The following is a 23,207-nucleotide window of genomic DNA, read 5'->3' as shown; positions in this document are numbered from 1 at the left end:
GCGCTTACAACCATCCGGCCTGGGCCGCGTTCATGATGGGCAGTTCGTCGGCCTGAAGGGTGAAGGGGGAGTGCTGTTGCTGCGAGCGCATCGCGCGGTCCACCAGGAAGCCGGCGTGGGCGGCGTGCAGGTCTTCCGGCACGCGCTGGCCGTTGGTGATGTAGAACAGGCGCAGCCGGTTGCGGATGATCACGTCCAGGCTGGGGCCCATCGCCACCGATTCGTCTATCTTGGACAGCACGCAGCCGGTCAGGCCGTCGCCGCGGTAGCGGCGCACCACGTCTTCCAGCGTCTGGCCGTCGGCGTTGGAGGCCAGCAGCAACAGCCGTTCAATCGGCCGGCCGGCGGTGCGGAACATTTCTATCTGCGCCAGCACCCGGGCGTCGCGCTGGCCCATGCCCACGGTGTCGATGAAGACGATGTGGCGGTTGGACAGATCGGCCAGCGTCAGCTGCAGATCGCCCTCGTTCTGGATGGAGAACACCGGGATGCCGAGAATCTTGCCGTAGATGCGCAACTGGTCCTGGGCGCCGATCCGGTAGCTGTCGGTGGTGATCAGCGCCACGTGCTGGGCGCCGAAGCGCATGGTGGCGCGGGCGGCCAGCTTGGCCACGGTGGTGGTCTTGCCGACGCCGGTGGGGCCGACCAGCGCGTAAATGCCGCCGCGGTCCATGATTTCCTTGTCGGAGTCCGCGCACTTCAGATTGTGCATCAGCGCCGAACGCGCCCATTTGACCGCGACGTCGGCCTCGTACTGGGCCGGCATCTTTTCGATCAGCTGGCGGATCAGGTGGGCGGAGAAGCCCATCGCCAGCAGGTGCTTGAACAGTTCGAGGCGATTGGGCGCCTTGCCCTCCATGTCGGACCAGGCGAAGCTGGCCAGCTGGCTTTGCAGCAGGCTGCGCAGCAGCTTGATCTCGTCGCCGATCTGCTTCAGCTCCTGCGCCATCACCTCGGGCTCTTCGCCGTTGTTCACGACCGGAGGCGCGGCGGGGCGCGGCGGCGGGGCGCTTGGCGCCGGCGCTTGCGCGCGCGGCGCGGCGGCGGGCTGGGGCGCGGCTTGCGCGTATTGCGGCGGCGGATAGGACGGCTGGACCGGCCGCGGCGCGGCCTGCGGCTCCGGCGCGAAGGCCGGCTCGATGCGCTGGCGCGGCTGCGGGGCTTCGATGCGCGGCGGAGGCGGGCTGTCCAGCGGCTCCACCGGCATCGCGTAAGTGCGGGCGATGGCGCGGTTGACCGCCGCTCCGGCCGGCGTGGGCAGCGGCGACGGCGCGCGGTTGACCACCGGCGGCGCGTTGCGTGGCGGGTGCTTGCTGGAGGAGGTGGCCAGATTGGTGGCGAGGTTGGCGACGTCGGCGTCGGCCACCGCCATGATTTCCACCCCTCCGCCCATGGTGGGGCGGTTGGACAAAATCAGGGCGTCCGCGCCCAGTTCTTCTCGAACTTGTCTGAGCGCGTCACGCGTGGTTTTGCCGAAAAACTTTTTCACCACCATGTTCGATTAGCCCTTGCTTCCCCCAATTACAGCAATTATACGAATTGATTTATTGTCCGGTATCTCATTATGAGAAATAACACGCAGCTGCGGCAACGCGCGGCGCAGGAAGCGCGCCAGCAAGGGCCGCAGCCCCGGCGCGGTCAAGAGTACCGGATTGTACCCTTGAATTTCCACTTGTTCGGTTTCCTGGGCGGCGCTGGCCAGCAGATTTTCCGCCAGGCCCGGTTCCAGGCCGCCGCCGGTCTTGGACTGCACCGCCTGCATCAGCACATTTTCCAATGTCGGCTCCAGGGTCATCAAGGGTAATTCTTGCTCGCCTGGGAATAATTGCTGAACGATGACGCGGGACAGCGCGGTGCGCACGATATTGGTCAGCTCGTCGATGTCCTGGGTGGTGGCCACGTGATCGGCCAGCGTTTCCAGTATGGTGCGGAAATCGCGGATGTGGATGCCTTCGGTCAGCAATTGCTGCAGCACTTTTTGCAGCGTGCCTATCGGCACCACCTTGGGCACCAGGTCTTCGATCAGCTTGGGCGATTCCTTGGCCTGGTGATCGATCAAGGCCTGCACTTCCTCGCGGCCCAGCAGTTCCGCCGCGTGGGTCTGCAGCAGATTGGAGATGTGGGTGGCCACCACGGTGCTGGCGTCTACCACGGTGTAGCCCAGGCTCTGCGCCTCTTCGCGCTTGCCGGCGTCTATCCAGATCGCCGGCAGGCCGAAGGCCGGGTCGGTGGTGGGGGTGCCGGCCAGCTCGCCGTTGACCCGGCCCGGGTTGATGGCCAGATATTGGCCGATGAAGGCTTCGCCGGTGCCCAGTTCCACGCCCTTGAGCAGGATGCGGTAGGCGTTGGGCTTGATTTCCAGGTTGTCGCGGATGTGGACCGGCGGCACCAGGAAGCCCAGCTCCTGCGCGATCTTTTTGCGGATGCCGCGGATGCGGCGCAACAGTTCGCCGTCCTGGCTGCGGTCCACCAGCGGAATCAGCCGATAGCCCACTTCCATGCCCAGTTGGTCCACGTGCTGCACGTCGTTCCAGCTGACTTCGGCCGTGGTGTGCTCCGGCGGCGGCGCCGCCTGTTGCTGCTGCTCGGCCTGCTGCGCCTCGGCCTTCTGGCGCTTCTCCATCATCCGGCCCAGCAGGCCCAGGCTGCCGGCGATCAGCAGGAAGGAGAAGTGAGGCATATTGGGGATCAGACCGACCATGCCGATCACCGCGGCGGTGATGTACAGCACCTGCGGCTTGGTGAACATCTGGCCGATGAGTTGCTCGGACATGTCCTTGTCGGTGCCCACGCGCGACACCACGATGCCGGCTGCGGTGGAGATGATCAGCGCCGGGATCTGCGCCACCAGGCCGTCGCCGATTGTCAGCAGGGTATAGGTCTTGGCGGCGACGCCGGCGTCCAGATCGTGCTGGACCATGCCGACGATCAGGCCGCCGACGATGTTGATGACGATGATCAGGATGCCGGCCATGGCGTCGCCGCGCACGAACTTGGAGGCACCGTCCATCGCGCCGAAGAAGTTGGCTTCCTCGGCGATGGTGACGCGGCGCAGCCTGGCCTCGTCCTCGCCGATCAGGCCGGCGTTGAGGTCGGCGTCGATCGCCATCTGCTTGCCGGGCATCGCGTCCAGGGTGAAGCGGGCGCTCACTTCGGCGATGCGGCCGGCGCCCTTGGTGATCACCACGAAGTTGATGATGGTGATGATTATGAACACCACGATGCCGATGGCGACGTTGTCGCCGATCAGGAAGTGGGCGAAGGATTCGATTACCTTGCCGGCGGCGTCCGGGCCGGAGTGGCCCTCCAGCAGAATCACCCGGCTGGAGGCGACGTTCAGCGACAGCCGCAGCAGGGTGGTGACCAGCAGCACGGTGGGGAAGGCGGAGAAGTCCAGCGGCTTGCGCACATTGATCCCCACCAGCAACACGATCACCGAGACGGCGATGTTGAAGGTGAAGAAGATGTCCAGCAGCACCGGCGGCAGCGGCAGCACCATCATCGCCAGGATCAGGATGATGAGCACGGGGCCGGCCAGCTGGGTGACTTTGAAGCGCTTCAGTATGTCTAGTATGGAGTCCATGCTGGATTTATGGCTCAAGCCGGTCGAATCGTTTCGTCGACCTTGTCATTATGGTGGCGTCGCATCTTGCTGGCGTTTGCTTTGCGGGTCAAGCTCGGCGGGCACCTCCAGTTGATCCGGGAACACCGGCGCCAGGCCGCCGTTGTCCTGATAGCTCTTGAGCTGGAACACATAGGCCAGCACCTGGGCGGCGGCGGCGTAGAGCTTGGCCGGAATGTCCTCTCCCATCTCGGCGTGGAAGTACAGCGCGCGGGCGAAGCTGGGAGAGCGCATCACGATGACGCGGTGCTCCTTGCCGGTGTCTATGATTTTTTCCGCCAGCTTCAGCGAGCCCTTGGCCACCACTTGCGGCGCGCGCATGCCGTCGTCGTACTTGATCGCCACCGCGTAGTGGGTAGGGTTGGTGACGATGACGTTGGCGCTGGGAATCTCCTGCATCATGCGCTTGCGCGCGGCTTCGCGCTGCATCTGGCGGATGCGGCCTTTGACCTCGGGCGAGCCCTCGGCCTCCTTGTATTCCTGCTTGACCTCTTCCTTGGTCATGCGCAGCTTCTTGTGGTAGCTCCACAGCTGGAAGGGCACGTCTATCGCCACCAGCAGAATCATCGCCGAGGTCACCACGAAGAAGGTGGTGATGATCATGTCGGTCATCTTGGCGATGCCGGCGGGCAGGGGCATGGCGATCAGGCCGATGATCTCGGCGCGCTCGCGCCAGATGAACCAGGTGGCGATGCCGCCGATCAGCACGCTCTTGAGAATGGCCTTCAGCGCTTCGGTGGCGGCGTTGACCGAGAACATGCGCTTGACGCCGGGCAGCGGGTTGAGCTTGCTGAATTTGGGCTCGACCGCCTTGAAGGTGAGGTTCCAGCCGCCCACCAGCATGGGCACGAACAGCGCCACCAGCGCCAGTCCGGCCAGGAGCGGCGCCAGGCTCCACAGCGCGTTGAAAATGGTTTCCTTGAAGCGGTTCAGCGCCGGCTCCACACTGTGCACCGTGGTCTGGTCGAAGGTCAGCAGTACGCGCATGGTCTGCGCCAGATTGGTGGCGATGTGGCCGCCCTGGGCCATCAGCAGCGCCACGCCGGCCATGGTGATGGCGAAGGTGGTCAGCTCGCGCGAGCGCGGGATATTGCCGTCTTCTCGGGCGAGGCCCAGCCGTTTCGCGGTGGCGGGTTCGGTGCGTTCTAGGTCGGAATCTTCAGCCATGTCCGGTGTTTCATGCTTCTGTCTTGATTTTAAAGAGAATGGTAGCCGAAGCGGCGAGGCCGGGCCAGCTTTTCCGAGGCGGCTTCAAGTCGAGTCCGAGGCGGGCTTCAAGTCGGGTACAATGGCCGGCGTCAACGATGGAATGAACACAATGCGACAGTATCTCGACCTGATGCGCCATGTGCTGGAACATGGCCACGACAAGTCCGACCGCACCGGCACCGGCACCCGTTCGGTATTCGGCCACCAGATGCGTTTCGACCTGCAACAGGGCTTTCCGCTGATCACCACCAAGAAGTGCCATCTGCGTTCCATCATCCATGAATTGCTGTGGTTCCTGTCCGGCGACACCAATATCCGTTATCTGAAGGAAAACGGCGTGTCGATCTGGGACGAGTGGGCCGACGAAAACGGCGATCTGGGCCCGGTCTACGGCTATCAGTGGCGCAGCTGGCCGGCGCCGGACGGCCGCCATATCGACCAGATCGCCAATGTGGTGGCGATGATCAAGAACAATCCGGATTCGCGCCGCCTGATCGTGTCGGCCTGGAACCCGGCGCTGGTGGACGAGATGGCGCTGCCTCCCTGCCACAGCCTGTTCCAGTTCTACGTGGCCGACGGCAAGCTGTCCTGCCAGCTGTACCAGCGTTCCGCCGACATCTTCTTGGGCGTGCCCTTCAATATCGCCAGCTACGCCTTGCTGACCATGATGATGGCGCAGGTGTGCGGCTTGCAGGCGGGCGAGTTCGTGCACACCCTGGGCGACGCCCATCTGTACAGCAATCATCTGGAACAGACCGCGCTGCAGCTGTCGCGCGAGCCGCGCGCCCTGCCGACGCTGAAGATCAATCCGCAGGTCAAGGACATCTTCGGCTTCAAGTTCGAGGATTTCGAGCTGGATGGCTACGACCCGCACCCGCACATCAAAGCGGCGGTGGCGGTATGACGGCGGCCGGGAAGCCGCGCTTGACCCTGGTGGCGGCGATGGCGGCCGAGCGGGTGATAGGCATAGACAACCGCCTGCCCTGGCATTTGCCGGAGGACCTCAAGCACTTCAAGGCGGTGACTCTGGGCAAGCCGGTGATCATGGGCCGCAAGACCTGGGACTCCATCGGCCGGCCCTTGCCGGGCCGCCGCAACATCGTGGTGACGCGCCAGGCGGACTGGAGCGCCGACGGCGCGGAGGCCGCGCATTCGCTGGAGCAGGCGCTGGCCCTGGCCGGCGCGGTGGAGGAAGTGTGTCTGATCGGCGGCGCCGAGCTGTACCGCCAGGCGATCGCCAGCGCCGACTGCCTGCGCCTGACCGAGATCGCCGGCGCGTATCCGGGCGATGCCCATTTCCCCGAGGTGTCCGCCGAACTCTGGCGCGAGGACAGCCGCGAGGCCCACGTCAGCGCGGAAGGCCTGGCTTACGCCTTCGTCGATTATCTGCGGCGCTGAGACGTGCTTCCCCCAATCAAAAAGCCCGCGGCAACGCGGGCTTTTTGATTATCTGCACGCTCTTTTACATGCGCGCGATCATCGCGTCGCCGAAGGCGGAGCAGCCGACTTCGACGGCGCCGTCCATCAGGCGGGCGAAGTCGTAGGTCACCTGCTTGTCGGCGATCGCTGCTTCCATCGCCTTGATCACCAGATCGGCGGCCTCCTTCCAGCCCAGGTGGCGCAGCATCATCTCGGCGGACAGGATCAGCGAACCGGGATTGACCTTGTCCTGGCCGGCGTACTTGGGCGCGGTGCCGTGGGTGGCTTCGAACACCGCGTATTGGTCCGAGATGTTGGCGCCGGGCGCGATGCCGATGCCGCCCACCTGCGCGGCCAGCGCGTCGGAGATGTAGTCGCCGTTCAGGTTCAGCGTGGCCACCACGTCGTATTCGGCCGGGCGCAGCAGGATCTGCTGCAGGAAGGCGTCGGCGATGGCGTCCTTGACCACGATGTCGCGGCCGGTCTTCGGGTTCTTGAACGCGCACCACGGGCCGCCGTCGACAGGCGTCGCGCCGAACTCGTCCTTGGCCAGCGCGTAGGCCCAGTCGCGGAAGCCGCCCTCGGTGTACTTCATGATGTTGCCCTTGTGCACGATGGTCACGCTCTTGCGGTCGTTGTCTATCGCGTAGCGGATGGCGGCGCGCACCAGGCGTTCGGTGCCGTCCTTGGACACCGGCTTGACGCCGATGCCGGAAGACTCGGGGAAGCGGATCTTCTTCACGCCCATTTCGTCCTGCAGGAAGGCGATCACCTTCTTGGCGGCCTCGCTGCCCGCCTGCCACTCGATGCCGGCGTAGATGTCCTCGGTGTTCTCGCGGAAGATCACCATATCGGTCAGCTCCGGCTGCTTCAGCGGCGAGGGCACGCCCTTGAAGTAGCGCACCGGCCGCACGCATTGGTACAGGTCCAGTTCCTGGCGCAGCGCCACGTTCAGCGAACGGATGCCGCCGCCCACCGGGGTGGTCATCGGGCCCTTGATCGATACCGAATAGGTTTTCAGCGCGTCGAAGGTTTCCTTGGGCAGCCATTCGTCCGGGCCGTAGAGCCGGGTGGATTTTTCGCCGGCGTACACTTCCATCCAGTGAATCTTCTTCCGGCCGCCGTAGGCCTTGGCCACCGCGGCGTCTATCACCTTGATCATCACCGGGGTGATGTCCACGCCTATGCCGTCGCCTTCGATGAAGGGGATGATAGGATGATCGGGCGTCGGCCGGCCGGGGATGATCTTCTCGCCGTCTGCCGGAACCTTGATATGGGTGACGCTCATGCTTTCTCTCCTGAGGGTGGCGCGCGCGGCGCGCGGCCGGACAAGCCTGTGTTTCGATTATCAATGAAACGGTCATGAAAAGCTTGCCGCCGGCGCAGCCGGCACAGCGCAAAAAAAACGCCAAGACATCTGTCTTGGCGTTTTGTCGGGCGGGAAGTTCCCGCCGGGGGAGAGACTTAGCCGAGCACTGCCGCCAGCGCGGCGTTGAAGCTGGCGCTCGGGCGCATCACCGCGCCGCACTTGGCGGCGTCCGGATGGTAGTAGCCGCCGATGTCGGCCGCCTTGCCCTGCACCGCTTTCAGCTCGGCCAGAATCTTCTGCTCGTTGCCGGCCAGGTTCTGGGCGATAGGCGCGAAGCGGGCCTGCAGCTCCTTGTCGTCGGACTGGGCGGCCAGCGCCTGAGCCCAGTACATGGACAGGTAGAACTGGCTGCCGCGGTTGTCCAGTTCACCGGTGCGGCGCGACGGGGACTTGTCCTCGTCCAGCAGCTTGCCGGTGGCCAGGTCCAGCGTCTTGGCCAGAATCTTGGCCTTGGCGTTGCCGGTCTTGATGCCCAGCTCTTCCAAGGACACCGCCAGCGCCAGGAACTCGCCCAGGCTGTCCCAACGCAGATGGTTTTCTTCCAGCAGCTGTTGCACGTGCTTGGGCGCGGAGCCGCCGGCGCCGGTCTCGTACATGCCGCCGCCGGCCATCAGCGGCACGATGGACAGCATCTTGGCCGAGGTGCCCAGCTCCATGATGGGGAACAGGTCGGTCAGATAGTCGCGCAGGATGTTGCCGGTCACCGAGATGGTGTCCAGGCCGCGGGCCACGCGTTCCAGGGTGTAACGCATCGCGCGCACCTGGGACATGATGTGGATTTCCAGGCCGCTGGTGTCGTAATCCTTCAGGTAGGCGTGCACCTTCTTGATCAGCTCGTTTTCGTGCGGGCGGTACGGGTCCAGCCAGAACACCGCCGGCATGCCGGAGTTGCGGGCGCGGGTGACGGCCAGCTTGACCCAGTCGCGGATAGGCGCGTCCTTCACCTGACACATGCGCCAGATGTCGCCTTGCTCGACGTTCTGCGACAGCAGCACTTCGCCGCTGGCGAGGTCGACGATGTTGGCGACGCCGTCTTCCTGGATTTCATAAGTCTTGTCGTGGGAGCCGTACTCTTCCGCCTTCTGCGCCATCAGGCCGACGTTGGGCACGGTGCCCATGGTCTTGGGATCGAAGTTGCCGTGCCATTTGCAGAAGTTGATCATCTCCTGGTAAATGCGGGCGAAGGTGGATTCCGGCATCACCGCCTTGGCGTCGTAAGGCTTGCCGTCGGCGCCCCACATCTTGCCGCCGGCGCGGATCATCGCCGGCATCGAGGCGTCGACGATCACGTCGTTGGGCGAGTGGAAGTTGGTGATGCCCTTGGCCGAATCCACCATCGCCAGGCGCGGACGGTGCTCCTGGCAGGCGTGCAGGTCGCGGATGATTTCTTCGCGCTTGGAGGCCGGCAGGGTTTCGATCTTCTCGTACAGGGTGGCCATGCCGTTGTTGACGTTGACGCCCAGTTCCTCGAACAGCTTGCCGTGCTTCTCGAAGGCTTCCTTGTAGTAGATCTTGACGCAGTGGCCGAACACGATGGGGTGGGACACCTTCATCATGGTGGCTTTGACGTGCAGGGAGAACAGAATGCCGGATTCGCGGCAGTCTTCCATTTCACGTTCGTAGAACTCGCACAGCGCCTTCTTGCTCATGAACATGGAGTCGATGATCTCGCCGGCCTGCAGCGCGACCTTGGGCTTGAGCACGATGGTCTGGCCGCTCTTGGTGGTCAGCTCCATTTTTACGTCGCGCGCCTTGTCCAGCGTCATCGACTTTTCGCCGTGGTAGAAGTCGCCGTGGTGCATGTGGGAGACGTGGGTCTGCGACCATTGCTTCCATTCGCCCATCGAGTGCGGGTGCTTCTTGGCGTAGTTCTTCACAGCCAGCGGCGCGCGGCGGTCGGAGTTGCCTTCGCGCAGCACCGGGTTCACCGCCGAGCCCAGACACTTGGCGTAGCGGTCCTTGATCGCCTTGTCGGCGTCGGAGGCCGGGTTTTCCGGATAGTCCGGCAGCGAATAGCCCTTGGCCTGCAATTCCTTGACGCAGGCGATCAGCTGGGCCACGGAGGCGCTGATATTGGGCAGCTTGATGATGTTGGTGTCGGGGTGCTGGGTCAGCTTGCCCAGCTCGGCCAGGGTGTTCGGCACTTTCTGTTCGTCGGCCAGATAGTCGGGGAATTCGGCCAGTACGCGCGCCGCCAGCGAAATGTCGGCGGTGGCGATTTCAATGCCGGCGGAGCCGGCGAAGGCTTGCACGACCGGCAGGAAGGCGCTGGTGGCCAGCGCCGGCGCTTCATCGGTCAGGGTGTATATGATTTTGGGCTGTTCCGAAGGCATTACTCTATCTCCTTTTATCTTGTGACGACAGAACGGTTGCGCAGGGCGCTGCCGGCGCATGGAAAGACCTTGGAAAGGCGGATGGCGGCTCAGGCGACGCGGCCTGAACGCGATCCGGAGACTCTCGGGCAATTTTCAAAAGCGAATTATACCTCTCCGCGCGCGCTTGGCTCGCTGCGCATTTGAACTTTTATGCTTGATAACTGCGCGGCGGCGGTTCGAATGCGAATTATAGGCCGCGTTCGGAGCGTCTTCGTCGGCAAACTTGCGGCGCGCGGCGGCCGGCTCTTGTATCATTCGCTTCATTCTTTACCTCGCCGTTTTCACGCCATGTCCCGACTCATCCTGCTCAACAAGCCCTATGGCGTCATCTGCCAGTTTTCCGAGCATCCCAAGCATCCGACGCTCAAGTCCTGCGTGCCCTTGCCGGGCGTGTACCCGGCGGGCCGGCTGGACACCGACAGCGAAGGCCTGCTGCTCTTGACCGGAGACGGCGAATTGCAGCACCGCATCGCCAATCCGCGCTGGAAGTTGCCCAAGACCTATTGGGTGCAGGTGGAGGGCCAGATCCGCGAGGAGCAGCTGGAGCAACTGCGCCGCGGCGTCGATCTGGGCGATTTCACCACCCAGCCGGCGCAGGCGAGGCGCATCGACGCGCCGGCGCTGTGGGAGCGCACGCCGCCGGTGCGTTTCCGCAAGACGGTGCCGGACGGCTGGCTGGAGATCGTCATCAGCGAAGGCAAGAACCGCCAGGTGCGGCGGATGACCGCCAAGGTGGGCCTGCCGACGCTGCGCCTGGTGCGGGCGGCGATAGGGCCGTGGACGCTGGACGGCCTGCAGCCGGGGGAGATGCGCGAGCTGGAGGTGGACCTTGCGGATTTGCCGCGGGTGCCGCATGCTCAGCGCATCGCCAAGCCCGGCGCGCAGCCGCGCGGCGCCGGCGGTTTCCGGCGCGGAGGCCCGCGCAAACCCTGAGCCGGCGTCCGGGCGCGGCCGTTGGCGACTCCAGAGGGCGAGCGCATGCAGATTCCCGAGTACTACAACCCGGTGGCGCGCGATATCGCGCAGGCGCTGGTGGACGGCTTCGACAAGCATTACCGCCTGTTCCGCGAGTGCAATCGCGGCGCCAAGGACTTGTTCGAGTCCGGTGACTGGCAGGGAGTGCAAAAGGCGGTGCGCGATCGCATCCAGTTCTACGACGAGCGGGTGGCGGAGACGGTGGCGCGGCTGCACGGCGAGTTCCACGCCGATCTGCTGGACGACGAAATCTGGCAGCAGGCCAAGCTTTACTTCATCGGCCTGCTGGCCAACCACAAGCAGCCGGAGTGCGCGGAGACCTTCTTCAACTCGGTGTTCACCCGCATCCTGCACCGCGACTACTTCAACAACGACTTCATCTTCATCCGCCCGGCGATCTCCACCGAGTACATCGAGTCCGACCCGCCGTCCTACCGCAGCTACTACCCGGCGCGCGACGGTCTGCGGCAGGCGCTGCTGCGCATCGTCGAGGACTTCGGCTGGCGGCGGCCGTTCACCCGGCTGCGCCGGGACGTGGTCCTGCTGCTGCGCCAGGCGGAAGCCTTTCTGGAAGGGCGCTGGCCGCAGCCGGAGGCCAATTGCCAGATCCAGGTGTTGTCGTCGCCGTTTTACCGCAACAAGACCGCTTATGTGTTCGGCAGGGTGATCAACGGGGGCGCGCATTATCCCTTCGCCGTGCCGGTGCTGCACGACGAGCTGGGCGGGCTCTATCTGGACACCTTGCTGCTGGAGCCCTGGCGCATCGGCGTGCTGTTCTCCTTCAGCCGCGCTTACTTCCTGGTGGACATGGAAGTGCCGTCCGGCTATGTGCAGTTCCTGCGCGGCATGCTGCCGGGCAAGACCAAGGCCGAGCTCTACACCATGCTGGGGCTGCAGAAGCAGGGCAAGAACACCTTTTACCGCGACTTCATCCAGCATCTCAAGCATTCCAACGACAGCTTCGTCATCGCGCCCGGCATCCGCGGCCTGGTGATGCTGGTGTTCACGCTGCCGTCCTATCCCTATGTGTTCAAGCTGATCAAGGACGTGTTCGGCGGGCCCAAGGAGGTGGACCGGGCCACGGTGAAGGCCAAGTATCAGCTGGTGAAGCGCCACGACCGGGTGGGGCGGCTGGCGGATACGTTGGAGTTCTCCAATGTGGCCTTTCCCAAGGCGCGCTTCACCGAGGAGTTGCTGCGGGAGCTGCGCGCGCAGGCGCCGTCGATGATGGAGGAGGGCGAGCAGCAGGTGGTGATCAAGCACCTGTACATCGAGCGGCGCTTGAAGCCGCTCAACCTTTACTTGACGAGCTGCGATCCGGCGGAGAAGGCGCGGGTGGTCCGCGATTACGGGCTGGCGATCAAGGAGCTGGCGGCGGCGAACATCTTCCCCGGCGACATGCTGTTCAAGAACTTCGGCGTGACGCGCTACGGCCGGGTGATTTTCTACGACTACGACGAAATCGAGTATCTGAGCGACTGCCAGTTCCGCCGGATACCGGAAGCGCCGAATCCGGAAATGGAGATGTCGGGCGAGGTCTGGTATCCGGTGGCGCGCAACGATGTGTTTCCCGAGGAGTTCGGCACTTTTCTGCTGGGCGACGCCGAGATCAGGCAGGTGTTCCTGCGCCATCACCGCGATTTGCTGAGCCCCGAGTTCTGGCAGCTGCGCCAGCGTCGCATCCGAGCCGGCCATCTCGAGGATTTCTATCCCTATCCGGAGGAGATGCGCTTCATCAACGGCTATCCGCGCTTTTACCGGCGGGAGCTGGCGGTCTTGCCGCGGGGGGAGTAAGGCAAGAAAAACGGGGAAGCCTTGGCTTCCCCGTCCTGGGTGTCGAACGCGGCCCGGTTGGCCGGGCCGGTGTTTAGGCGCGGTGGCTGTCCTCGAAGTAGGCGATGGGCCCGGCGCTGGTTAAGCCGATGTGGAAGGTCGAGCTTTCCGGGAAGGTCTCGCCTATGCTTTCCGCGGCGCGCACGATCTCGTACAGCACTTCCACTTCCTTGAATTTTCGGGTGATGTTGTCATTGCCCTGCAACCAGGCCCGGATTTCCTCGGCATGCGGGTGGTTGTTTTCCAAGTCCAGCTGGCAGGCCGGCGTGCTGATCAGGCTGATCGCAGGCGGCATGCTGATGTCCAGTTGTTGCAATTGTTGGCTCGCCAGTTCGGCGAAGCTGGACAATTCGAGGTTGGCCCGCTCGCGGATGGAGGAAAGGGCAATGCTTCCATCGTCCGTGACCTGACTGAACAGCGTGACCAGGCCCGGGGCGGTGGCAGTGTTTTCAAGCGACATTGTTGTTGCTCCTGTCTCGGATGTTACCTTCTAGTAATATAGGAAACGTCCCCGGGTCTGGCCTGGTCATTTGGCCAGTTTCTTTAATTCATAGAGCAGAGCCTGGGCTTCCCGTGGCGAGAGATCGTCTAGATCGACCTCCAGAAGGCGTTCGACCGCCGGATTCGGCTCCGGTTCCACGGTTGCCATCGCGGGTAAACTGATAAATAGGTCTGGCTGCACGCGGCTGGCTGAGTGGTTCTCCAGCTCGGTCAGATAGCGGCGCGCCTCGCGGATCACTTTGCCGGGCACGCCGGCCAGCTGGGCCACCGCCAAGCCGTAGCTCTGGCTGGCCGGGCCTTCCTCCACATGGTGCAGGAACACGATGCGGTCCTTGTGCTCCACCGCGGACAGATGCACGTTGGCGACGCTGGGGTACTCGCTTTCCAGGCTGGTCAGCTCGAAATAATGGGTGGCGAACAGCGTGTAGGCGCGGCTTTTCTCTATCAGCGCCTTGGCGATGGCCCAGGCCAGCGCCAGGCCGTCGAAGGTGGAGGTGCCGCGGCCCACTTCGTCCATCAGCACCAGCGAGTGTTCGCTGGCGTTGTTGAGGATGTTGGCGGTCTCGGTCATTTCCACCATGAAGGTGGAGCGGCCGCCGGCCAGGTCGTCGGAGGCGCCGATGCGGGTGAAAATGCGGTCTATCGGACCGATCACCGCGCGCTGGGCCGGCACGAAGCTGCCTACGTGAGCCATCAGCGTGATCAAGGCGTTCTGACGCATATAGGTGGATTTACCGCCCATGTTCGGGCCGGTGATCAGCAGCAGTTTGCGGGTGTCGGACAGCTTGGTGTCATTGGCGATGAAGCGTTCCACTTCCGCCTCCACCACCGGGTGGCGGCCTTCGATGATTTCCAGTCGTGGTTCCGCGACGAATTCCGGCTCCACGTAGTTGTTGACGCCGGCGCGCTCGGCGAAGGCGGACAGCACGTCCAGCCCGGCCACCGCCTGGGCGATCAGCTTCAGGTCGGGAATGTGCGGGGCCAGTTGGTCCAGCAGGTCTTCGTACAGCTGCTTCTCCAGCGCCAGCGCGCGGTCCTGCGCCGACAGCGCCTTGTCTTCGAATTCCTTCAGTTCCGGCGTGATGTAGCGCTCGGCGTTCTTCAGCGTCTGGCGGCGGCGGTAGTCGTCCGGCACCTTGTCGCCCTGGGCCTTGGTGACTTCGATGTAGAAGCCGTGCACGCGGTTGAACTCCACTTTCAGCGTGGGGATGCCGGTGCGCTCCTTCTCGCGGGCTTCCAGCGCCAGCAGGAAGGCGCCGCAGTCGGTCTGGATCGCGCGCAGCTCGTCCAGCGTGGCGTTGAGGCCGTGGTTGATCACGCCGCCGTCGCGCAGGAAGGTGGAGGGCTCGGGCAGGATGGCCTGGCTGAGCATGGTTTCCACCGGGGAATCGTCCGGCAGCAGACGCGCCAGTTCGCCCAGCAGCTCCGCGTCCAGGCCGGCGGCCAGCCGCTTGACCCCGGTCAGCGCCTTCAGCGAATCGCGCAGCGCGGCCAGGTCGCGCGGGCGGGCGCTGCGCAGCGCGATGCGGGCGGTGATGCGTTCGATGTCCGCCACTTCGCGCAGCTGGGCGTGGGCGTCGTCGTAGGCCGGCAGCAGGGCGCGCACCGCCTCCAGCCGGCGCGCCAGCTTGCCGTGGCTGCGGATGGGGTGGTGCAGCCAATGGCGCAGCAGGCGGCTGCCCATGCTGGTGGCGCAGCCGTCCAGCAGCGAGGCCAGCGTCGGCGACGGCTCGCCGCGTATGGTTTCGGTCAGTTCCAGGTTGCGGCGGGTGGCGCCGTCCATGCGGATCAGCTCGCCGGCGTCCTCCACCGCCAGGTTGGCGATGTGGGCCGGGTTCACGCTCTGGGTGGTCTTGACGTATTCCAGCAGCGCGCCGGCGGCGCCCACCGCCACCGGCAGGGTGTCGGCGCCGAAGCCGGCCAGGTCGCGGGTGCCGAAGTGCCGGGTCAGCGTCATCTGCGCCGACTCGATGTCGAACTGCCACGGCGGCAGCTTTTTCTTGGGCGTGGCCACGGTTTCGAACACATTGAGGCCGGTGTCGTCCGGAATCACCAGTTCGGCCGGCTTCAAGCGTTCCAGTTCGCTGTGCAGGTCATCGACCCGGGTCTGCAGCACTTTGAATTCGCCGCTGGCGAGCGACAGCCAGGCCAGGCCCAGCACGCCCTTGACCATATTGACCGCCATCACCAGATTGTCGCGCTTGTCGTCCAGCAACGCGGCGTCGGTCAGGGTGCCGGGGGTGACGATGCGCACCACCTTGCGTTCCACCGGGCCTTTGGACAAGGCCGGGTCGCCGATCTGCTCGGCGATGGCGACGGATTCGCCCATCTTGACCAGTCGCGCCAGATAGCCTTCGGCGGCGTGATAGGGCACGCCGGCCATCTTGATCGGGTTGCCGCCGCTGGCGCCGCGGGTGGTCAGGGTGATGTCGAGCAAGCGCGCAGCCTTCTCCGCGTCCTCATAGAACAGTTCGTAGAAGTCCCCCATGCGATAGAACACCAGCTTGTCGGCGTGTTCGCGTTTGATGGCTAGGTATTGCTGCATCATCGGGGTGTGCTGTGGCGTGCTCATCGGCTATGGGCTCTTATGTTTTCTAATGGACAACAGGATGCCGTGGCCGCCGCCCGCGCATCAAGGCCGCGCGGGCGCCAGGGCATCCCTGATTAATGTTTCGGCCCCGCGCGCGGCGGGGCTTTGGAGAGTCGGCGCTATTTTAGCGCAGCCCGCCAGCGGCGTCAGCCGCGCCGGCTCAGCTTGTGAAAATGCGATTCGCATGGCTGGCTGCTTTGTCAAGCGGGCCGCTCAACGATGGTTGTGATTGACTTGGTTTCATTGCGAATTTATGATTTATATCAAAGTTTCAGAAATTCCTGAAAATTGAGAACGTCATGAATTTATCGCCACTCGTCCAGTCCTTCGTGCTGCATTTCGGTGAAATGGGCAGCCGCTGGGGCATCAATCGCACCGTTGGGCAGATCTACGCGCTGCTCTATGTCTCGGAGAAGCCGCTGAACGCGGATGAAATCGCCGAGAGCCTGAGCTTTTCGCGCTCCAACGTCAGCATGGGCCTGAAGGAGCTTGAGTCCTGGCGCCTGGTCAGGCTGCAGCACTTTCCCGGCGACCGCCGCGAATATTTCTCCACGCCCGACGATGTCTGGGCCATCTTTAAAACGCTGGCCGAAGAGCGCAAAAAGCGCGAGGTGGAGCCGACGCTGACCATGTTGCGCGGCGCCATCATGGAGACCCCGGCCAGCGACGCCGAACGCCACGCGCAGCAGCGGATGAAAGAGATGCACCAGTTGATCGAACTGGTGACCACCTGGTTCTCCGACATCCAGCACATGGATGTGGAGACCTTGCAGCGCTTGATGAAATTGGGCTCGCAGGTGCAGAAGATCCTGCAGTTCACCCACTCGCTTTCGAAACTGACCAGTCGCGACGGCGACAGGGAGTAGCTATGGACTTTGACCCGCTGGTATTGGCGCGCATTCAGTTCGGCGCCAATATTTCCTTTCACATCTTGTTTCCCACCATCAATATCGCGATGGGCTGGGTGCTGCTGTTCTTCAAGCTGCGCTATCTCAAGACCGGCCAGCAGGGCTGGATGGACGCCTATGGCTTCTGGGTGAAGATTTTCGCGCTGTCCTTCGCCCTGGGCGTGGTCAGCGGCGTGACCATGAGCTTCCAGTTCGGCACCAACTGGCCCGGTTATATGCAGACGGTGGGCAATATCGCCGGCCCCTTGCTGGCCTATGAGATCCTGACCGCCTTCTTCCTGGAGGCCACCTTCCTCGGCGTGATGCTGTTCGGCCGTTCCAGGGTGTCGGAGCGGGTGCATACCTGGGCCACCTTCCTGGTCGCCTTCGGCAACACGGTGTCGGCGTTCTGGATCCTGGCCCTTAATTCCTGGATGCAGACCCCGGCCGGCTTCAAGATGGTGGACGGCAAGGCGGTGGTGACCAGCTGGCTGGAGGTGATTTTCAACCCTTCGCTGCCGTACCGGCTGACCCATATGCTGATCGCCTCCGGCCTGACCACGGCCTTTCTGGTGGCCGGCCTGTCGGCTTACCGCCGGCTGAAGGGCGACCGCAGCGACGGCGCCAAGATGGCCTTGAAAACCGGCGTGATCACCGCGGCGCTGCTGATTCCGCTGCAGATCCTGGTGGGCGACATGCACGGCTTGAACACCTTCAAGCATCAGCCGGCCAAGCTGGCGGCGATCGAGGGCGTCTGGCATACCGAGAAGGGCGCGCCGCTGCTGTTGTTCGCGCTGCCCAACGCGGAAACCCGCCAGAACGATATGGCGGTGGGCATTCCCAAACTGGCCAGCCTGATCATCACCCATGATCCGAACGGCGAGATTCGCGGCCTCAACGAGTTCGCCCAGCATCCGCCGGTGGGCAAGGTGTTCTGGAGCTTCCGCGTGATGGCCGGCGTCGGCGCGCTGATGCTGCTGGTGTCCTGGCTGGCCTGTTGGCAACTGCGTCGCCGCGGCCAGCTGGCGCCGCTGATGTTGCGGGCGCTGGTGGGCATGACCTTCGCCGGTTGGGTGGCGACGCTGGCCGGCTGGTACGTGACCGAGATCGGCCGCCAGCCGTGGCTGGTGGAGGGCGTGCTGACCACGGCGCAGGCGGCGGGCCCGGCGACCGGGGGCATGGTGGCGTCCACGCTGGCGATGTACCTGGGCCTGTACCTGGTGTTGCTGACTGCCTATGTGTCGGTCTTGTTCTACATGGCCGGCAAGGCGGCCGGCCAGTCCGGCGGCGAGGCCGCGCATCTTGAGGAGAAACTGGCATGAGTGGCGCTGTGTACTGGTTGCCGGTGGTGTTCGCCGGCCTGATGGCCCTGGCCATGCTGATTTACGTGGTGCTGGACGGCTACGATCTGGGCGTGGGCTTGCTGCTGCCCTTCGCCGAGGACGACGAGAAGGACATGATGATCGCGTCCATCGGCCCGTTCTGGGACGCCAACGAAACCTGGCTGGTGCTGGGCGTGGGCCTGTTGCTGGTGGGTTTCCCGCTGGCGCACGGCATCATCCTGGGCGAGCTTTACCTGCCGGTGGCGCTGATGCTGGCCGGCCTGATCGTGCGCGGCGTGGCCTTCGACTTCCGCGTCAAGGCGCGCGAGCCGCACAAACCGTGGTGGAATGTCGCCTTCGCCTGTGGCTCCTTGCTGGCGGCGCTGACTCAGGGCGTGATGCTGGGCCGCTATCTGACCGGCTTCGCCGAAGGCTGGCTGGCCTGGGGCTTCGCCCTGCTGGCCGGCATCGGTCTGGCGGCGGCCTACACGCTGCTGGGCGCCGGCTGGCTGATCATGAAGACCAGCGGCGCCTTGCAAGCCAAGGCGGTGGCCTGGGCGCGGCGCAGCCTGGCCGGCGCCGGCCTGTCGGTGCTGCTGGTGTCGGCGGCCACGCCGCTGGCCAGCAGCCATATCGCCGCCAAGTGGTTCGCCTTGCCGGAGTTCTTGTTGCTGCTGCCGCTGCCGCTGGGCTGCATCGTGCTGTTCGCCACCTTGTGGGTGATCCTGCCGCGGCTGGCGGTGCGCCAGGCCGCCGGCAACGATAATTGGTGCTGGGCGCCGTTCGCCTGCACCGTCGGCATCGTGCTGCTGTCGTTCTGGGGCCTGACTTATAGCGTGTTCCCGGAGGTGGTGATCGGCCGGCTGAACATTTGGCAGGCGGCCAGCGACACAGCGGCCCTGTGGGTGATCTTCTGGGGCGCGGCGGTGGTGTTGCCGGTGATTCTGCTGTACACCGCCTTTGTCTACCGGGTGTTCCACGGCAAGGCCAATGCGCTGACTTACCAATAAGCCTGTATCGGGCCTTGCGTTTGAATGAAGCCGCCTTTGCTGTGCAGAGGCGGCTTTTGCCATACTGGGAGCGCGTCATCCGCCTGCAATCCGCCGCGGCGACAATAGCGCCTTTTGTCCATGCGGCAAGTTCAAGGAAGCCCTATGTCCGACTCCGGTTCCGCTCCGGCCTGGCCTTATCCCCGCTTCATCGCCCATCGCGGCGGCGGCGCCCTGGCGCCGGAAAATACCTTGGCCGGCTTTCGCGAAGGCCTGCGCTACGGCTATCGCGGCGCCGAATGCGATGTGAAGCTGTCGGCGGACAATGTCTGTTTTCTATTGCACGACGACACCGTGGAGCGCACCAGCAACGGCCGCGGTGCGGCGGCGGCGATGAGCATGGCGCAATTGGCGCGGCTGGACGCCGGCGGCTGGAAAGGCGCGGCTTTTGCCGGCGAGCCGATGCCGACGCTGGACAATGTCGCCGCCTGCTGTCTCGCGCACGGCATCGCCTTGAACATCGAGATCAAGCCCTGCCCGGGACGAGAGGCGGAAACCGGCGCGGCGGTGGCGGCGGAAGCCGCGCGGCTGTGGGCCGGCGCCGCGTTGCAGCCCTTGCTGTCCTCCTTTTCCGCCGAGGCGCTGCGCGCCGCGCGCGAGGCCGCGCCGCAGCTGCCGCGCGCCTGGCTGGTGGAGCGGGTGCCGGCGGACTGGCTGGCGAGCTTGCGCGACTTGGACTGCGCCGCGCTGCATTGCGACTACCAGAGCCTGGACGCGGCCTTGGCAGCCAGCGTCAAGCGGGCGGGCTTTCAATTGCTGTGCTACACGGTGAACCGGCCGGCCGACGCCGAGCGGCTGCTGGCCTGGGGCGTGGACAGCGTTTGCACCGACCGCCTGGACCTGCTGCGGCCTATTTCAGATTGAAGGCCTTTAGGCTGCCGTCCGCCTTCATCGCCAGGATGGCGCGGTTCAGCCGCCGCATCGCGTCGTCGCTCAACTGCGGGTGGCAGGCGAAATAGATGTCGGTCTCATTCACCACCAGGGCGACGCGCGGCGTCGCCATTTTCATTTTGTCGGCCAGGCTCTGTATGCCCACGTCCAGTGTGGCCAGCAAGTCGATGCGGCCCAGTTGCAGCTTGCGCAGATTGGTCTCCGCGTCCGCGCTTTCGTCCAGCGTCCAGCCTTGCTGCTTCAGCCGGCTGGCCACGGCGGTGCCGCGCACGGCGCCGATGTGGAATTGCCGGGCCTGTTCCACGCCGCCGAAGTCGCGGGCTTCGTCTTGGCGCGCCAACAGCACCAGCCGCAGGCGGATGACCGGCTCGCTCCAGCGGAACAGCGCCTCGCGTTCCGGAAAGCGGGCTGCGGTCAAGCAGGTGTCCGGAGTCTGCTGGACCAGCAGCACGGCGCGGGCGGAGGGGTAGGGCGCGAACTTGAACGGCAGGCCGGCGCGCTGGGACAGCGCACGCATCAGGTCGATGGCCGCGCCGGAGACGTGTTGTTGATCGGCGGAGACTTCGATGATGGGCGGCTGAGGGCTGACCAGAATCGTCAGCCCGCTTGCCGCGGCGGGCGCCGAGACCAGCGCCGCGATCAGCTTTGCCGGCAGGCGCGGCATGACGGTCTAGACGCTGAAGCGGCCGGCGAGCTGGCCCAGCCGCTGCGACACCGACTGCAGTTCGCCGGCGGTCTGGGCGCTGGCTTCTACGGCGCTGGCGTTGGTTTCCGACATCCGCGCCACGCTCTCCACGTTCTGCGCCAGCGACTGGCTGGCGCTGCTCTGCTCCTTCAGCCCCTGGGTGATTTGATGGATGCTGTCCAGCACCTGGTCCACGCATTGGCGGATGGAGGCGATGCTGGCGCCGGCGTTGCGGGTGTTTTCCTGGCCTTGCATGATGGCGCTCATGCCGGTCTGCATATTGGCGATGGCCTGCTGCGAGGTGCGTTGGATGTCGGAGACGATGGTGCTGATCTCGGTGGTGGATTGCGCGGTGCGCTCCGCCAGCTTGCGCACTTCGTCGGCCACCACGGCGAAACCTCGGCCCTGTTCGCCGGCGCGCGCGGCCTCGATGGCGGCGTTCAGCGCCAGCAGATTGGTTTGATCGGCGACATCGCGGATCACGTCGACGATGCTGGCGATGGACTCCGATTGCTGGCCCAGCGCGCCTATGGTTTCCGAGGCCGAGGACACGTCGCGCACGATGCTGTCCATGCTGGCGCTGGCGTCGTGGATGATGGCGTTGCCCTCGCTGGACTGGCTGACCGCGGCGCGCGACAGTTGATTGGCTTGTTCAGATTGCTCGGCGCTGACCATCAGGCTGGTGCTCAGCTCTTCGATCGCCGCCGCCATGCTGGCCGCCGCCTGAGTTTGCCGGGTGCTGCTGTGGGACACGTTCTGGGCGCTTTGCGCCATCTGGTCCGCGGCCGCGTTGACTTCGCGCGAGGTGTCCAGCAACTGGGTCACGGTGTCGCGCAATTGGTCGCGCATCTGGCCGATGGAGGCCAGCAGGCTGCTGTTGTCCTGTTCGCGCAGCTGGATACGGGTGCCCAGCTGGCCGGCGGCCAGTTGCTCGACCACGCTTTGCACGTAGAAGGGCTCGCCGCCCAATTGCAGCGTGATGGACAGATAGAGCTGGTGGAACAGGAAGCTGGCCAACAGCATCGCGGCCAGACCGATGCCGATGTAGAAATTGCGCTGGGCCTGCATCCGTTCGATGCGGGCCTGCAACAGCGCCTCCAGGTTTTTCAGCGTCACATCGCTGAAGCGGGCGCCGATTTCGGCGTTTTTCGCCGCCATCCCACCCAGGGCCACGGCGGCGCCGGTTTGCCCGGCGATGGCCTTGTCGATGGACGCGGCCTGGCTTTGATGAAAGGCGGCCAGCGCCTGGGTTTCGGCGTTCAGCTCGTTTTTCAAGGCCGGGTTGTAGGCCAGCGCTTTGGCCAGATCGCTGTTCAAACCGTCCAGCGCGCCGTTGATCAGCGGGCGCAATTCCACCAGGCGGTCGCGCTCCGCCGGCGTCAGCGCCTGGCCGGCTTCCGATTTGGCGGCCCAGGCCAGCGCCTCGCCGATGTAGTTGCTGAGCGAGGGCAGTTTGGCGGTGGCGGCGTCCATCAGGTAATAGCTGTCGATGTCCGGGTCCAGCGTCAGGTTGGAGTTGTCGCTGGCGGCACCGAGCAGGGCGTTGAGCTTGTCCGCCGTGCTGTCGAAGCTGGCGATCACTTGCGGCGGCGGGGCCGCGCCGATCCGCGACAGCGTGCCTCGCGCGGCGCTGGCGGTTTTCCAGGCTTCGTCGGTCTGCAGGACGGCGCCGTATTGTTCGTGCGCGCTTTGCAGCCGGTTCCAGCCTTGTTCCAGCTGCGCCTGGGCGGCGGGCAGCGCCGCCTTGGCGGCGGCCTCGCCCTGAGCCGCGCGCACGGCCAGGTCCTGCGCCTGCTCCAGCGCGCCCAGCAAATGGTGCAGCGGCTGGATATAGGACACCCCGACTCTTTCTTTTTGCGAAAAATCGATATTGTCCTGATTGGTTCGATACAGACCGTACACCATATACAGTAAGGCGACGGCAAAGACCGTGCCGATCAGCGCAAAGCGGCTGGGGTAGCTCAAGCGCTGCATCAGCCTTACCACGGGTGTTGTCATGATCTCGCTCCTGACTGTGGCGGCGACGCCCGCAATGTGGACGTCCGCGTCGCCAGTTCCAGAATAGGCAATTTTCACGGGCTGCGATTGCCGCATGAAATGCGATGACTTGTCATCGGGGTCGCGTATCAGTTCCTCGCGGGCGAGAGTATGAGCTTTGCCTTGTCTGGCTAAGCTGGGCAACCGGCAATAATGCTTGGGTCATCAAAAATGACTTTTGATTGTTTTGTGCTTGGATAAATAGGCGAAGCTACGGCTTGAATCAATGACAAAGGCGTTGGCCGGGGCGGCGAAAAGCCGGCGGGCGCGGCTTGGCCCAAAACCTTTCGGCATTGCCAGCAATCACTCTATTTTGCTAAATTCGCCGGGTTTTGCATCGAAACAGTCTGACGAAGCAGTGTCCTGAATCAGGCGGCCAGACGGCCGCGGGGTGCTGTTTCGCCAAGGCCGCAAGCTAGAAGCCCGGCGCCAAGACCGCGGCG

At 64.6% G+C, this 23,207-nt stretch carries 17 protein-coding genes; 8 read left to right on the top strand and 9 right to left on the bottom strand.

Going from position 1 to position 23,207, the window contains the following annotated elements:
* Positions 1-4: 4 nt before the first annotated feature.
* The 3 genes from flhF to flhB are packed head-to-tail and all read right to left on the bottom strand — an operon-like array spanning position 5 to position 4,789.
* On the bottom strand, positions 5-1,495 hold the full coding sequence (gene flhF / locus JW897_RS19350; protein WP_205467317.1) for a flagellar biosynthesis GTPase FlhF: 1,491 nt from the start codon (positions 1,493-1,495) through the stop codon (positions 5-7).
* 6 nt (positions 1,496-1,501) lie between these two features.
* A complete protein-coding gene (gene flhA / locus JW897_RS19345; RefSeq protein WP_048413433.1) occupies positions 1,502-3,583 on the bottom strand; it encodes a flagellar biosynthesis protein FlhA in 2,082 nt (693 codons plus the stop codon).
* 48 nt (positions 3,584-3,631) lie between these two features.
* Positions 3,632-4,789, bottom strand: a complete 1,158-nt coding sequence (gene flhB, locus JW897_RS19340) for a flagellar biosynthesis protein FlhB (RefSeq protein WP_048413434.1) — start codon at positions 4,787-4,789, stop codon at positions 3,632-3,634.
* A gap of 151 nt (positions 4,790-4,940) precedes the next feature.
* Here flhB and JW897_RS19335 point away from each other — a divergent pair, with 151 nt between their 5' ends.
* Positions 4,941-5,735 (top strand): thymidylate synthase, encoded by a 795-nt coding sequence (locus JW897_RS19335; RefSeq protein ID WP_205467316.1) that lies wholly within the window; start codon positions 4,941-4,943, stop codon positions 5,733-5,735.
* The gene (locus JW897_RS19330; RefSeq protein WP_205467315.1) at positions 5,732-6,229 is read left to right on the top strand and encodes a dihydrofolate reductase; all 498 of its coding nucleotides are present in this window, start codon (positions 5,732-5,734) and stop codon (positions 6,227-6,229) included. Before JW897_RS19335 ends, JW897_RS19330 begins: the two co-directional genes overlap by 4 nt.
* A gap of 64 nt (positions 6,230-6,293) precedes the next feature.
* Here JW897_RS19330 and icd read toward each other — a convergent pair whose 3' ends face one another.
* Together icd and JW897_RS19320 are read right to left on the bottom strand one after the other, a co-directional pair.
* Positions 6,294-7,538 (bottom strand): NADP-dependent isocitrate dehydrogenase, encoded by a 1,245-nt coding sequence (icd, locus tag JW897_RS19325; RefSeq protein ID WP_205467314.1) that lies wholly within the window; start codon positions 7,536-7,538, stop codon positions 6,294-6,296.
* A gap of 176 nt (positions 7,539-7,714) precedes the next feature.
* Complete coding sequence (locus tag JW897_RS19320; protein WP_205467313.1) at positions 7,715-9,952, bottom strand: NADP-dependent isocitrate dehydrogenase; 2,238 nt, start codon at positions 9,950-9,952, stop codon at positions 7,715-7,717.
* 330 nt (positions 9,953-10,282) lie between these two features.
* On the opposite strand from JW897_RS19320, the gene JW897_RS19315 reads away from it, so the two are divergent.
* Together JW897_RS19315 and aceK are read left to right on the top strand one after the other, a co-directional pair.
* On the top strand, positions 10,283-10,927 hold the full coding sequence (locus JW897_RS19315; protein WP_205467312.1) for a pseudouridine synthase: 645 nt from the start codon (positions 10,283-10,285) through the stop codon (positions 10,925-10,927).
* Between the two features lie 45 nt (positions 10,928-10,972).
* Positions 10,973-12,763: a bifunctional isocitrate dehydrogenase kinase/phosphatase gene (aceK, locus tag JW897_RS19310; RefSeq protein WP_048413440.1), complete on the top strand. Its 1,791-nt coding sequence runs from the start codon at positions 10,973-10,975 to the stop codon at positions 12,761-12,763.
* A gap of 73 nt (positions 12,764-12,836) precedes the next feature.
* On the opposite strand, the gene JW897_RS19305 is transcribed toward aceK, so the two are convergent.
* Both JW897_RS19305 and mutS read right to left on the bottom strand, forming a co-directional pair.
* Positions 12,837-13,262 (bottom strand): hypothetical protein, encoded by a 426-nt coding sequence (locus tag JW897_RS19305; protein ID WP_048413441.1) that lies wholly within the window; start codon positions 13,260-13,262, stop codon positions 12,837-12,839.
* A gap of 66 nt (positions 13,263-13,328) precedes the next feature.
* Positions 13,329-15,875 carry a DNA mismatch repair protein MutS gene (gene mutS / locus JW897_RS19300; RefSeq protein WP_205467311.1) on the bottom strand — a complete coding sequence of 849 codons (2,547 nt, stop codon included), beginning with the start codon at positions 15,873-15,875 and terminating at the stop codon, positions 13,329-13,331.
* Positions 15,876-16,192: 317 nt separating this feature from the next.
* Here mutS and JW897_RS19295 point away from each other — a divergent pair, with 317 nt between their 5' ends.
* From JW897_RS19295 to ugpQ, 4 genes are all read left to right on the top strand, one after another.
* Entirely contained in the window at positions 16,193-16,759 is a 567-nt protein-coding gene (locus tag JW897_RS19295) for a GbsR/MarR family transcriptional regulator (RefSeq protein ID WP_205467310.1), read from the top strand.
* Positions 16,760-16,761: 2 nt separating this feature from the next.
* On the top strand, positions 16,762-18,102 hold the full coding sequence (locus tag JW897_RS19290) for a cytochrome ubiquinol oxidase subunit I (RefSeq protein WP_048413444.1): 1,341 nt from the start codon (positions 16,762-16,764) through the stop codon (positions 18,100-18,102).
* Positions 18,099-19,112, top strand: a complete 1,014-nt coding sequence (locus JW897_RS19285) for a cytochrome d ubiquinol oxidase subunit II (RefSeq protein ID WP_019100876.1) — start codon at positions 18,099-18,101, stop codon at positions 19,110-19,112. Before JW897_RS19290 ends, JW897_RS19285 begins: the two co-directional genes overlap by 4 nt.
* A 144-nt stretch (positions 19,113-19,256) precedes the next feature.
* Positions 19,257-20,015: a glycerophosphodiester phosphodiesterase gene (gene ugpQ, locus JW897_RS19280; RefSeq protein ID WP_205467309.1), complete on the top strand. Its 759-nt coding sequence runs from the start codon at positions 19,257-19,259 to the stop codon at positions 20,013-20,015.
* Here ugpQ and JW897_RS19275 read toward each other — a convergent pair.
* Both JW897_RS19275 and JW897_RS19270 read right to left on the bottom strand, forming a co-directional pair.
* Positions 20,002-20,706 carry a substrate-binding periplasmic protein gene (locus JW897_RS19275; protein WP_205467308.1) on the bottom strand — a complete coding sequence of 235 codons (705 nt, stop codon included), beginning with the start codon at positions 20,704-20,706 and terminating at the stop codon, positions 20,002-20,004. The two genes, ugpQ and JW897_RS19275, sit on opposite strands and share 14 nt — an antisense overlap.
* Before the next feature lie 6 nt (positions 20,707-20,712).
* A complete protein-coding gene (locus JW897_RS19270; protein ID WP_205467307.1) occupies positions 20,713-22,725 on the bottom strand; it encodes a methyl-accepting chemotaxis protein in 2,013 nt (670 codons plus the stop codon).
* Between the last annotated feature and the right edge of the window lie 482 nt (positions 22,726-23,207).

The organism is Chromobacterium alkanivorans (assembly GCF_016937655.1).
GTDB classification, from domain to species: Bacteria; Pseudomonadota; Gammaproteobacteria; order Burkholderiales; family Chromobacteriaceae; genus Chromobacterium; species Chromobacterium alkanivorans.
Note: the sequence above shows the minus strand (reverse complement) of the source record. Positions and strands in the feature narration are given on the sequence as shown.

Coding starts and splice junctions, on each gene's coding strand:
- flhF (WP_205467317.1), bottom strand. CDS start 1,495: ATGGTGGTGAAAAAGTTTTTCGGCAAAACCACGCGTGACGCGCTCAGA.
- flhA (WP_048413433.1), bottom strand. CDS start 3,583: ATGGACTCCATACTAGACATACTGAAGCGCTTCAAAGTCACCCAGCTG.
- flhB (WP_048413434.1), bottom strand. CDS start 4,789: ATGGCTGAAGATTCCGACCTAGAACGCACCGAACCCGCCACCGCGAAA.
- JW897_RS19335 (WP_205467316.1), top strand. CDS start 4,941: ATGCGACAGTATCTCGACCTGATGCGCCATGTGCTGGAACATGGCCAC.
- JW897_RS19330 (WP_205467315.1), top strand. CDS start 5,732: ATGACGGCGGCCGGGAAGCCGCGCTTGACCCTGGTGGCGGCGATGGCG.
- icd (WP_205467314.1), bottom strand. CDS start 7,538: ATGAGCGTCACCCATATCAAGGTTCCGGCAGACGGCGAGAAGATCATC.
- JW897_RS19320 (WP_205467313.1), bottom strand. CDS start 9,952: ATGCCTTCGGAACAGCCCAAAATCATATACACCCTGACCGATGAAGCG.
- JW897_RS19315 (WP_205467312.1), top strand. CDS start 10,283: ATGTCCCGACTCATCCTGCTCAACAAGCCCTATGGCGTCATCTGCCAG.
- aceK (WP_048413440.1), top strand. CDS start 10,973: ATGCAGATTCCCGAGTACTACAACCCGGTGGCGCGCGATATCGCGCAG.
- JW897_RS19305 (WP_048413441.1), bottom strand. CDS start 13,262: ATGTCGCTTGAAAACACTGCCACCGCCCCGGGCCTGGTCACGCTGTTC.
- mutS (WP_205467311.1), bottom strand. CDS start 15,875: ATGAGCACGCCACAGCACACCCCGATGATGCAGCAATACCTAGCCATC.
- JW897_RS19295 (WP_205467310.1), top strand. CDS start 16,193: ATGAATTTATCGCCACTCGTCCAGTCCTTCGTGCTGCATTTCGGTGAA.
- JW897_RS19290 (WP_048413444.1), top strand. CDS start 16,762: ATGGACTTTGACCCGCTGGTATTGGCGCGCATTCAGTTCGGCGCCAAT.
- JW897_RS19285 (WP_019100876.1), top strand. CDS start 18,099: ATGAGTGGCGCTGTGTACTGGTTGCCGGTGGTGTTCGCCGGCCTGATG.
- ugpQ (WP_205467309.1), top strand. CDS start 19,257: ATGTCCGACTCCGGTTCCGCTCCGGCCTGGCCTTATCCCCGCTTCATC.
- JW897_RS19275 (WP_205467308.1), bottom strand. CDS start 20,706: ATGCCGCGCCTGCCGGCAAAGCTGATCGCGGCGCTGGTCTCGGCGCCC.
- JW897_RS19270 (WP_205467307.1), bottom strand. CDS start 22,725: ATGACAACACCCGTGGTAAGGCTGATGCAGCGCTTGAGCTACCCCAGC.